At 42.7% G+C, this 12,245-nt stretch carries 8 protein-coding genes; 7 read left to right on the forward strand and 1 reads right to left on the reverse strand.

Translation table 11 applies throughout. The features are described from left to right. The first annotated feature begins 869 nt into the window (after positions 1 to 869). The 7 genes from MHI53_RS11800 (at position 870) to MHI53_RS11830 (ending at position 9,983) form a co-directional block, all read left to right on the forward strand. Positions 870 to 1,763: a hypothetical protein gene (locus tag MHI53_RS11800; protein ID WP_340373558.1), complete on the forward strand. Its 894-nt coding sequence runs from the start codon at positions 870 to 872 to the stop codon at positions 1,761 to 1,763. Between the two features lie 278 nt (positions 1,764 to 2,041). After that, positions 2,042 to 3,661 carry an amidohydrolase gene (locus tag MHI53_RS11805; protein ID WP_340373559.1) on the forward strand — a complete coding sequence of 540 codons (1,620 nt, stop codon included), beginning with the start codon at positions 2,042 to 2,044 and terminating at the stop codon, positions 3,659 to 3,661. A gap of 102 nt (positions 3,662 to 3,763) precedes the next feature. Next, the gene (locus MHI53_RS11810; RefSeq protein ID WP_061141924.1) at positions 3,764 to 4,996 is read left to right on the forward strand and encodes a Zn-dependent hydrolase; all 1,233 of its coding nucleotides are present in this window, start codon (positions 3,764 to 3,766) and stop codon (positions 4,994 to 4,996) included. 124 nt (positions 4,997 to 5,120) lie between these two features. Continuing rightward, entirely contained in the window at positions 5,121 to 5,321 is a 201-nt protein-coding gene (locus MHI53_RS11815; RefSeq protein ID WP_061141968.1) for a DUF3311 domain-containing protein, read from the forward strand. Beyond that, positions 5,318 to 6,802 (forward strand): sodium:solute symporter family protein, encoded by a 1,485-nt coding sequence (locus tag MHI53_RS11820; protein WP_340373560.1) that lies wholly within the window; start codon positions 5,318 to 5,320, stop codon positions 6,800 to 6,802. Before MHI53_RS11815 ends, MHI53_RS11820 begins: the two co-directional genes overlap by 4 nt. A gap of 62 nt (positions 6,803 to 6,864) precedes the next feature. After that, a complete protein-coding gene (locus MHI53_RS11825) occupies positions 6,865 to 7,725 on the forward strand; it encodes a nitrilase-related carbon-nitrogen hydrolase (protein WP_340373561.1) in 861 nt (286 codons plus the stop codon). 458 nt (positions 7,726 to 8,183) lie between these two features. Further along, positions 8,184 to 9,983 (forward strand): S9 family peptidase, encoded by a 1,800-nt coding sequence (locus tag MHI53_RS11830; protein WP_340373562.1) that lies wholly within the window; start codon positions 8,184 to 8,186, stop codon positions 9,981 to 9,983. A gap of 93 nt (positions 9,984 to 10,076) precedes the next feature. Here the strand turns inward: MHI53_RS11830 and MHI53_RS11835 are convergent, their stop codons facing one another. Continuing rightward, a complete protein-coding gene (locus tag MHI53_RS11835; RefSeq protein ID WP_340373563.1) occupies positions 10,077 to 12,143 on the reverse strand; it encodes a Na+/H+ antiporter in 2,067 nt (688 codons plus the stop codon). Positions 12,144 to 12,245 lie beyond the last annotated feature (102 nt).

The raw sequence follows: 12,245 nt of genomic DNA on the forward strand, positions 1-12,245 counted from the left end.
ACTCGACATTTTTTTGAATATTTATACGATTGGGAAAAGGGTGACATCCATAAGCGGAATTGCCTGTTTTCAGTTTAAGGAAAACAGGGAAATCTGCATCGGGTAATGGACAAAATCATGGGGAAATCCCACTATTAATAGGCCTGGAACTTCCAGGATGATTATTTCATTTTATTCCAAATCAGAAGGGAGATATCGAATTCCCAGAGTCCATTTCCTAAAATTCAAGTCAACCTTTATTCAGAAATTGATACACTGATTGATCAAATGGATGGAAGGATTTTCAAATTTTATCGGAATATAGTAAGAATGACGGAAAAAATGTGGTTTTCCGCGTTATTTCGCTTTGCTGGCATAATGATTTTGGTGAATTTTTTCAATAATGGATCAATTGGAAAACTAGTATTGAACGAGATGCATTCATGCAACAAAGTAAGGTATGCTAGGCCGAGCAGAAGAATAGAAGCTTTAGGTCGGTTGCAGTCTGTGAATTTCTGCTCAAACTAACTGTATAAACGGGTAGTGCTCCGATAATCTCAAAAGTTGTAAGATTCACCTATTTTTTCGCCTTTGAGAAGGGGCGATAAGGCTGAAAGTGAGAATGAATTACAGTTCACCCCTTTGAAGTCACCGGCGAAGAATGAAAGATTTTCACAAACATTGCAATATATTGCGCTCCCTGTGTTCAATGAATAGGAAAGAATTTCTTTTACGTTTCTTGTTCGTTTATGAAGAAAAATATTTTTCCTTCCCTATGAGACGCAAAGCCAATTTTTCAAAACGAACCCCGGGCCAATTTCCATTACCACATGATTAGGATACTTTGATACAATATTTTAATGGAACGTACCGTTAAGGGAGCGATTTACTTGGAAGATTTTCAAAGGGACATGAATCATGATCGAGAAGAATTAAGAAAGATAAGGTGGAAACAGCATCGTCTCCAGGTTACACAGTTATTCGAAGCCGTTCTTTCAAAGAAACCGATGGTTGAAAAAGTGGCGATCATCGGTGCTGGGAATTGCGATGATCTCGATCTGGAATATCTTGCCGCCCGATGCCAATCGATTCATTTATTTGATATAGATCAGGAAAGTATGGAAAAGGGTATAAAAGGCTTGCCGGAGCTTGCCCGGAAAAAAATCCAGCTGGTTAAAATCAATGTTACTGGCCTCGATACAATCGGTTTTGATGGTGATTTATCCTTGATGTTGGATCGAGGTGAAAAGGCAGGGGTAGTCATACAGTATGTAAAAGATACCGAGAATCGGTTAAGCCAGCTTTCGGAACAACTTTTCGCTGAGTATTGTTTTGAGTTTGACATTGTAGCGACCTCTGCCATTTACACTCAGCTTTTTTATAATTGGGCCATGGATTTGCTTGCTGAGCATGGAGACAACTACCCGGAAAACGACGTTGAACGGATAAAAGATGCATTCTTGGATTTAAGGGACGAGATCGTACGTACACTGAGTCACTCCCTGTCCAAATGTATCAAGAAAAATGGGTTTTATCTTACATGGACGGATATTTTGAAAATCGAGCCTGAGTATAGCGATGCCATCAACGAAGGGATTAATGCCGTTTTTACCTTGGCAGCCAATGTAGGCTATGGAGCGTCATTGATAGGTCTGAAAGCCTTTATGGAAGAAGTCGATAAAAGGGAATTAACCCTTCGATATTGGTCATGGGATTTTAATGTCGATAAACGGTATTTGACGATTGGGGCAATCGGGAGGATTTGTGAAAGTGAGAAGAACTAAAAACGGATTTCCAGGGGAAATAAGCACATCTGCGCTTATTTCCCTTTTTTCTTATTCAACTACCTCCTAAGGGGATGAGGCAGAGCATCTTAAAAGAAGATCTGACACAAGTAGATGAAAGGTATAAAAAATTGATTGAAAAATTAACTATTTGTCTAATGATTTCCCAATAAAGAATGGATAGAATGAATCTACCGGAAACTGAATATTCAAACATAAAAAGGGAAAGGCGTGCTCTAGAAAATTTTTTATTGAGTAAATATGAAGGGGGTGGGCGCTTGCTAGCTGATATCGTGTTCGTGAACGGTGAAGTCATTACAGTTGATCGGAAGAATTCAGTAGCCGAGGCCATGGCAGTGAAAGGAAATCTAATCTCTGCAGTTGGAACCAATCAGGAGATGGAAGCTTTTATCGGAGAAGATACGAAAGTGGTCAATTTGCGGGGGAAATCATTACTTCCAGGCTTCATAGATTCCCATATTCATCTTATATTGTACGGTGTCAATCAGTTGGCAGTAAGCTGTAAAGCGGAACATATCAAATCAGTCGCTGATTTGTTAGATGACTTGAAGAAGCAAGCAGCAACAATCCCAAACGGTGAATGGATCCGCGCATGGGGATTCAATGAAACCGCGGTGAAAGAAAAGCGATATCCAACCATCGCTGAGTTGGATGCCATATCAGAAAACCACCCGATCATGATAACCAGGACATGCAGCCATATAAGTGTGGTGAACCGGAAGGCGTTACAAATAGCAGGAATTGATGAGAGTACAGTGAACCCGCCAGGTGGAATCATTGAAAAGGATGAAGGTGGGGCGATCACTGGCAAACTTATTGAAACGGCACATATGATGATCGCCGAACGGGCTGGTTATACGGAAAGGGAACTGGAGAAGGCAGTAAAAATCGCTTCGGAACATTTCATTGCCGCAGGGATAACCAGCATTCATGAAGCGGGTGCACATGGACCTGATAGTTTGCGAATCATGCAGCAAGCGGTTAAACAAAACGATATCCGCGTCCGCATTTATGCGATGATCGGTTCACTGAACAAATCGCATGAATTCGTCAACAAAATGGTGGCTGCGGGGGTCGTAACCGGAACGGGGGACGATCGATTCAAAATCGGTCCGGCAAAATTGTTTACGGATGGCAGCAGCACGGGTCCGACCATAGCCACTAGGGAGCCTTATTCAAGCGATCCCGGCAATTTCGGCATCCTCTATTACACGGAAGAGGAAATTTATCAGGTGTTGGGTGAAGCACATGCCAAAGGCTATCAAATTACCGTGCATGCCCAAGGTGACAAAGCGATAGACATGTATTTGAACTGTGTGGAAAAGGCTTTGAAGGAATCTCCAAGAAAGGATCATAGACATCGAATCGAGCATGCAGGAATATCTACGCCCGATTTGCAGCGGAGGATGAAGCAACTTGGAATCATCCCCATTCCCAACCCGCCATTCCCTTTTGAATTCGGTGATATATATATCGAGCATTATGGGGAGAGGGTGAATTATATGTATGCCGCCCGTGATTATATCGATAACGGCATACTGGCTGCTGCTGGTTCCGATGCTCCCGTTACGGATCATAACCCTTTATTGGGCATACACGTAGCAGTAAATAGAAAAAGCAGCTCCGGTGCAAGCATAGGCACGGCACAATCGATTCGGGTATTGGAAGCGATCAGGCTATATACATGGAATGGAGCTTATGCTAGTTTCGATGAAGCGATCAAAGGCAGTATCGAGGTAGGGAAGCTGGCCGACTTAGTCATCTTGAATGATAGCATTTTGAAGGTCAAGCTCAATGACATAAAGGAATTGAAAGTGGAAACAACGATTTTAAATGGAGAAATACTATATAATAGCGAAACTTTGGTAGGAATATAGAAGAGGGAAATAGCTTTACAACCAAGACGTTCACTTTCGATTTTGTAAATGCGCGCATGAATGATGGAGCATGTAATGTAATCATGAAGGGGGATATTCGCTATGAAAAAACAAAAGGTAATAATCAATGGGGATAGGCTGAGCCGCACGCTTGAGGAATTCGCCGATTTTGGACGCACGGAAAACAACGGAGTTACACGGTTATCCCTTTCGGAGGAGGATCGGCAAGTCCGTGACTATTTTTGCTCCTGTTGCAAGGAATTGGGAATGACCATTCAGGTAGATGATATGGGTAATATTTACGCTACCTTGGCCGGCCTTGAAAACAAACCGCCCATTGTGATGGGCTCACATATGGATACCGTCAAAAAGGGAGGCCGGTTTGATGGAATCTTGGGCGTAGCTGCGGGACTCGAGGTCGTTCGGACTTTGGTGGAAAATAATTTCCAGCCTAAAATCCCGATTATGATCGTCAATTTCACAAATGAAGAAGGAGCCAGGTTCGAACCTTCCATGATGTCATCGGGCGTTCTTTCCGGTAAATTCGAAAAGTCCCTGATGCTGCAAAAGACGGATAGTGAAGGGAATACCTTCGAAAACGCTTTGGATGAGATTGGCTATGCAGGGGATGAAGCGGTGCGTTTAAAAGAAGCGACTGCATTTTTAGAGTTGCATATCGAGCAGGGCCCCATCCTGGAGCGGGAATCTTTAACGATCGGAGTCGTTGAATGTGTCCTGGGGATGGTGTGCTATGAAATTGAAGTCACCGGGGAGTCCGATCATGCCGGAACCACTCCGATGAATATGAGAAAGGATGCCTTCTTCACTGCCAATACCTTGATCATGGAGGCCCGGCAAAAGTTAGCGATGCTTCATGACGAGTTGGTATTCACGATGGGAAGAGTCAATGTTCTTCCTAATATCCATACGGTCATCCCCAATAAAGTGGTGTTTTCATTAGAGGCCAGACATAAAGATCCGAAGGTCATCAAACAGGTTGAGGAGATCATTGCAGGTTTTGCAACAAATGGTTCGGAAAATGACTGCGAGATCCAAGTGAAAAAATTATGGGACAGGAATACGGTTTGGTTCGACGAATCAATTTGTGATTTGCTTGAACAATCGACGATCTCACTAGGGCTGCCTTATAAAAGGATGGTTAGTGGAGCCGGACATGATGCCCAGTTTATAGCTAGTTATATCCCGACAGCCATGATTTTCGTTCCAAGCATCAACGGAAAAAGCCATTGTGAAGAAGAGCTTACTGCTTGGGAGGATTGTGAAAAAGGAGTCAACGTCCTATTGGAAACTGTCCTTACGATTCAATCCAAATGAGAGGAAGGCCAGCGAAATCCTTTGACAGATAGAGATGCTTACCTGCCATCAGTTTGGAGGGAATGCCCGCTATGCTGATGGCGATTCATCCGTGAGAGAATACCTATTACAGGGAGGGTACAAGTTGAATGCTATCAAACTATTGCTTTTTGTTCCATTCATAGGGTTCCTTGGTTTATTGCCTTTAGCCAATAAAGTGGAGCCATACATATTGGGAATGCCATTTTTGTTATTTTGGGTCGCATTTTGGATGGTGATGGCATCAGTGATTTTGATGATCGTCTATAAGTTCGATCCTGATAATGAAGGGAGTGATCTCGATTGAACATTTCGTTACTCATCATTTCCTCCTTCTTGTTTTTAGCTCTTTATTTGGGGATCAAAGCAAGAAAAGGAAAGGATATGGATATGGAGCAGTTTGCTTTAGGAGGCAGGGGCTTCGGAACCTTCTTCATTTTTTTGTTGATAGCAGGTGAAATTTATACAACCTTCACATTTCTGGGCGGAAGCGGGTGGGCTTACTCCAAAGGGGCTGCGGCTTATTATGTACCTGCTTATATCTTTTTGGCTTACGTCCTCTCATATTGGCTCGTCCCTAAAATCTGGAGATATTCAAAACAACATTCGATCATCTCCCAGCCTGAGTATTTTGCCTCTAAATTCAAAAGCCGGTCAATGGGAATGATCGTAGCGGTCCTGGGTAGCTTAGCCCTTGTTCCGTATATTGTCATCCAGCTTAAAGGATTGGGCATCATTGTTTCAGAAGCTTCATATGGAGCCATCTCCCCGGTGGCGGCAAGTGTCATCGGCGCCATCGTAGTTACGACATATGTCATGATTTCAGGCATTCACGGTTCAGCATGGACGGCAATCCTTAAGGATTTCATGATCTTGGTAGTAGTGATTTTTTTGGGGATTTACATTCCTTTTCATTACTTCGGCGGCATTCAGCCCATGTTCGAAACGGTACAGGCCGCTAAACCGGAAATGTTAATTTTGGCAGATCAAGGGTTGAGTCAATCCTGGTTTGTGTCTACCGTTTTGCTGAATGCACTCGGATTTTATCTTTTGCCACAAACTTTCATGGTCGTATTATCGTCGAATGGGGAAAGAACACTTAGGAAAAATGCGATCGCTTTACCCTTGTATACACTATTATTGCTATTCGTCTTTTTCATAGGTTTTGCCGCTATCATGGAAATCCCTGGACTGCAGGGAGCTGATGGGGATCTTTCCCTGTTAAGGCTGGCAATTCAAACGTTCGATCCATGGATGATAGGCCTGATTGGAGCAGCAGGCTTATTGACGGCGCTAGTTCCAGCCTCGGTGATGCTAATGGCTGCCTCGGTTGGTCTGACAAATAGCTTTTTCAAAGTTCTGGTCCCTGCTGCATCTGAAAAGCAGCAATTGGTCGTCTCAAGAATGATCATCATAGCTATCTCCATCATTGCTTTAATTGTAACGATAACAGGCGGAGAAGCGCTCGCCATCTTGAATATCATGTCATATAGCCTGATAACCCAGCTAGCACCTGCCTTGTTTTGCAGTTTGCCAAAAAACAATATCATCAACAAATATGGTGCGATGGCAGGGATCCTGGCAGGTGTACTGATCGTATTGTATGCCACGATTGCCGATGTGAAAATAGCGACCTTCTTGCCTGATGTGCCTCACGTAATCAATGATATCAGTACAGGCGTCATAGCCTTATTTTTAAATTTGCTAGTAACGATCATCGTAAGTTCATTGACTAAGCATATGAATATAAAAGGGACGGAAGTGGAAAATTTAAATAAAATTTCCTGATCGATTGTGGTCATCTGTGCAGGAGCAGGGACAAGACTGACGGAGACTATGGGAGGTGCTTCGTGAAAATCAACATATCGGCTTGCCAATTCAAGGTCGAAAAAGTGTCGACGTTCCTTGAATTTCAGAATCAAGTAGAAGACTTGATCAGCCAAGTGCCTGTAGACTCGGATTATATCCTTTTTCCTGAACTGTTTACCATCGGCTTAGCAGCGACACATGAAGGAATGGATGAGACATCCGTAATCAAGATTGCTGAATATGCGAATCAATATAAACTTCTTTTCAGGACGATATCAAAAAAGAGGAAGCAAGTGATCATTGCTGGTTCACATTTGGAAAGTCGGAAAAATGAATACTACAACATAGCCTACATTTTCGACAAGGACGGAACATGTGCCGAGCATAAAAAAACTCATATCTTTCCTGCCGAAGCAAATTGGCATACTTCCGAGGGGAATGATCTGGATGTGTATTCCATCGGGCCTGTCAAGATTGGAATAGCGATTTGTTATGAAGCGGAAATTCCCGAAGTTTCAAGAATATTGGCCATGAAGGGGGCAGACATTATTTTTTGCCCCTCATATACGTTTACGGAGGCAGGTTTTTGGAGAGTGCGCCATTGCGCGCAAGCACGCGCAATCGAAAATCAGGTGTACTTCGTTCATTGTCCCACTGTAGGTGAACCGGGAGGACCGCTTCCGAGTGGATATGGCCGTGCAAGTATCCTTAGCCCCTGTGATAAAGCCTGGACAGCCGATGGAATCGTAGCCGAGGCAAAAACGGCCGGACAAACTGTCATTACCGGCACGGTGGATATGGAGGAACTTTATCGAAACCGTAAAAGCGGTGCAGCTACCACTTTCACCGATCGTGACCGCCGCAAGGCCTTGTATGCTAAATATGAGCCATATAAAGGCTGATCGTCTTTTTGTAATCGAAAAGGACTGAATTTTCTAAATATATTGTCGGATGGGCCCATTATAATATGTAACCATTTCATCTTGTACCATATAAAGAGCGACCTTATTTATGGCTGTTATGATGTCTGTATTGGCAGGAGGAACAAAAATAATGTTTCATCAAAATACCATATATATCGTTGGCGAAGCCAAGGCTGCTTTCCACTCTCTAAACAGCTCTATACACGTAAGAATAGATGAAATAAACACATCGGGATACGGCGAGGAATACGCCGGGGCCAGAAGGTATATCAATTGAACTAATCAAACAGGGCGAACGCTGCCGAATGGTAAATGAGGGAAGCAGTCTCCTGATTGATTGGAGTTATGGTGGGGATGCCACCGATTAATCTGAATCGAAAGGGAAAATATGGTACAATAATTAAGGAGTTATCCAATAAAAAAGGGGGTTTTCAATCATGATCACTTTTCCAAAACCTGATGTTGAGCAATTTTTACGGACATTTTCCATTGGCGATTTTATCGTAAGCCCTGATGAAAAGCAGTTGGTTTTCAGTACGAATTTGAGCGGCAAGTATAATCTATGGGGAATGGATTTACCCAATACGTTTCCATACCCGCTTACATCCATCGATCAAAGCTGCCAGGAGCTGTTATTTGATAAACAAGGTCGTTTCATCATAGCCGGTTTTGATCAAGACGGGAATGAAAACACCCAGTTTTATGGGATTCCTTTGAGGGGAGGGACCATGAAGGAAATCATCAATCATGAAAATACCCGGAATTTCATGCCGATTTTATCGAATGACAGCCAAAGGCTTTATTACACCACGTCGAGAGGAAATCCGTCCTTTTTAAATTCCTATTGTTTAGACCTGGAATCAGGACAGGAAACCCAAATACTCGAGGGGGAAGATGCGGCAACCTATATCATTGGTTTCAGTCCTGATGAAAAAACCTTTCTTTATCACAAGCACTATGCAAATACATATTCCCTCCTCTATGCGAAGAGTGGAAGCTGTGAGATTTTGCTTACCCCTCCATCCGAGAAACAACATACAGTCACACACGGTGTTTTCGTCTCGGATTCCCTGATTTATTTATTGACGGATTATGATTCGGATTACACTTACTTGGCCTCTTTTAATCTAGAAACCGATCAATTTACGAAAATAAAAGAATTGAAAAGTGAAAGCTTTACGGCCCTTAAATATAATGAAGAATTACAACTGTTATTTGTTGCGAGCGAGAAAGGCGTAGTCGATCATTTATATGAGCATGATCTGAAAAATGGGGACTGGACGAATATCCCGATTCCATGCAGTGTCATTCAAAAACTTGAGGTTGCAAGATCAGGTGCACTCTACTTATCTGGCATGAGCGCAACCAAGCCTCATAATATTTATAAAAGAATCGGTGATGAGTGGGAACCATTGACTTTCTACACGGTCCCAGGTGTCGAGACAACCGAATTGGTGGAACCGGACATCATTACCTACCCTTCCTTTGATGGCTTGGAGATCGAATCGTTATTTTTTCGGGCAAACAAGGAAAATGATACTGGCGAAGTCATTTTCTGGCCTCATGGCGGTCCTCAAGCCGCAGAACGCAAATTTTTCAGAGCATCCTTTCAGTTTTTCGTGAACAATGGATATAGTATTTTCGCACCGAACTTTCGCGGCTCCACAGGATATGGCTTACAATTCATGAAAATGGTAGAAGGAGATTGGGGGCATGGACCGCGCCTTGATAATATAGCCGGTCTGGATTGGCTGATTGAACAAGGATATGCCCGAAAAGGGAACATACTATTGATGGGCGGAAGCTTTGGCGGGTATATGGCGTTGCTGCTACATGGACGTCATGCCGAGTACTTTAAGGCGGTAGTCGATATTTTTGGTCCATCCAACCTATTTTCCTTCATCGAATCCGTTCCTGAAGACTGGAAGCCAGTCATGGATCAGTGGGTTGGGAATCCGGAAAAAGATCGAGGGAAATTAATCGAGTACTCGCCTATTACCTACCTGGATTCCATGACCAAACCCATGCTAGTCGTACAGGGGGCGAATGATCCGCGTGTCGTTAAAAAGGAATCCGATCAAATCGTGCAAGCCTTGAAGGACAAGGGAAGAGCTGTCGAGTATATGCTCCTGGAAGATGAAGGACATGGTTTTTCCAAAAAAGAAAATGAAATGGCTGTCTATCGAAAAATACTATCCTTCTTAAATCAATATACAGCAGTAACGGAGAACGTTTAAATAAATCTCGATCCAATAAGAAAAACCCTGCCGGTCACATATAGCAGGGTTTTTCTTATTCATCTTTTGTTGGTGTATCATTCACTTTTTTGATCAATTTTGGATCATGATCATTTCATCATAGACCAGGTTTTGTCTAAGCGCCGTAGCCGTTTTGGCGGATATCCGATCTTCTTCGACCAATTGCTGAATGATATCTCGTTCGATTTGCATGGCATTCAATTGAAAATGACTCACCATTTCTTGTAAGTTGGTGGCTTCCTTTTCACTTAATGTACCGAATGGATTCAAGTACCGATTATACCTTTGGATGACAAGCATCACTTCATGGCGGTTTTCTGGTTCAATTTGTTGTTTGATTAAAGAAATGGCTGCCTTTGATGCTTCTTTTTGTGCTTGACGGAATTCCTTGATCAGGTCCGCGTTTTTATCGAGGGAGTTCTCTAACTTTGCTTCCCATTTTTTATCCCATTTGACATTAAGCTTTTTCTTGAAAAGGATAGCTTGCAATGAAATCCAAACTCTTTGCAAAAATGATTTTTGTACATAATTCAACGTTCGTGAAATGTACACCTTATATAGCTCGTGGGTCGTTTCTGATATCGATCCTTTTTCGACCAATCCAGAAACGACTTCCAATTCAGCATTCGCCCCTAGCTTGACTAAATCCTGTATCGTCTTGTTATCCGGCCTGTTCGTTATGCCTCGCTCCAAATCTATCAGTTGTTCGTTCAGATCATCCATCACTTGATAAACGGCTTTCTGATTATCGCTATTGGCTTCTTTGCTCAGCTGATGAATCGTTTTGTTCAATACGATTTTATAAGCTTCATCAGTGCTCAGGCGTTCGTCCTCAGATTCAGCCGGTGCCTTTACAAGTATCGGCAAAAGGACCGTGGCTAATAGGACACTTAACAAAATGACGCACGCTGCGATGAACAAGACTGTATTGCGCATCGGAAATAAAGTGTCATCCGGCATGAAATAAGGGATGGATAAAGCGGTAGCTAAAGTTATGGTGCCATGAATGCCGCATACGGATGTCAAGATGGCATACCGTGTTCTTGTTAAATTCTTATCATCGCTGACTTTGATTTCATCTCGATGAATCCGGGACATAATGAATTGCTCTAGTGGATTGACCCTATTCTTGGTGAATGTATCATGCAGAAAGTATACCCAAATAAAACGGATCACCAATAATAATAGAACGATCAATACACTTATCCCAAAAAGGGAACCCCTATTTAAGTTGGACTCGATTTCCCGATAGACGCTCGGCAGCATGAATCCTAATAAAGTAAACACAAGCCCATTCAATAGATATCCCAATACTGACCATATATTCGTTGATACAATTTGCAATTTGGTTGTGGTATTTTGAAGGCGATCGCGTTCAATGCCATGAATGACACCTGCGGCCACTACCGCCAAGATACCGGAAACATGGAATTCTTCAGCTACCATGTAGATGGCAAAAGGTGTAATGACCTCCATTACGATGGACATGGGGATTTCTTCAAGTCCTTGAACCCGTAAAAACAATCGTAATTTAACGATTAAGTAACCCAAAAGAAGACCGATGAAGATCCCGCCTATGGCGACAAAGATGAAATTGAGCGATGCATCTTTAATGGAAAATGCACCTGTCAATGCCGCCGCCAAGGCCACTTTAAAAGCAACGATACCCGCGGCATCATTGAAAAGTGACTCACCTTCAAGGATCGGCAGCATATTGCCGGGCAGCTTCAATCCCTTTGTGATCGATTGGACTGCTACAGCATCAGTAGGAGTGATTGTGGCAGCTAAAGCAAAAGCGATGGCCATCGGCATATCCGGAATCAGCCAGTGGATGAAAAACCCTCCAGCAAACACAGTGACGAAAACAAGCCCAAAAGCAAGCAACAAAATAGGCTTGCGCAATTCAAGCATTTCTTTACGAGATGTATTCTTGCCTTCTGTAAATAGTAATGGTGCTATGACACAAATCATGAATAATTCCGAATGGAAATCAAGCGATAAGTGAAATGGCAATAATGAAAGTACTGCTCCGGCGGATATTTGGTATATCGGTAATGGGATACGGGGCCATTTGGCATTCATGATGGTAGCGAGTATGGTGGAAACCAATAATCCGATCATAGTGATTAAAAATGACATAAAATCCTCCTATCTAAATGTTAGTCAGGCTGCAACTGATCCATTTATGAAAGGACAAAAAAACAGGGGGTTTTAAAGTAATGAATCAATCCTTTAAAAATG

Source organism: Peribacillus sp. FSL E2-0218, assembly GCF_037992945.1.
Lineage (GTDB): Bacteria > Bacillota > Bacilli > Bacillales > DSM-1321 > Peribacillus > Peribacillus simplex_B.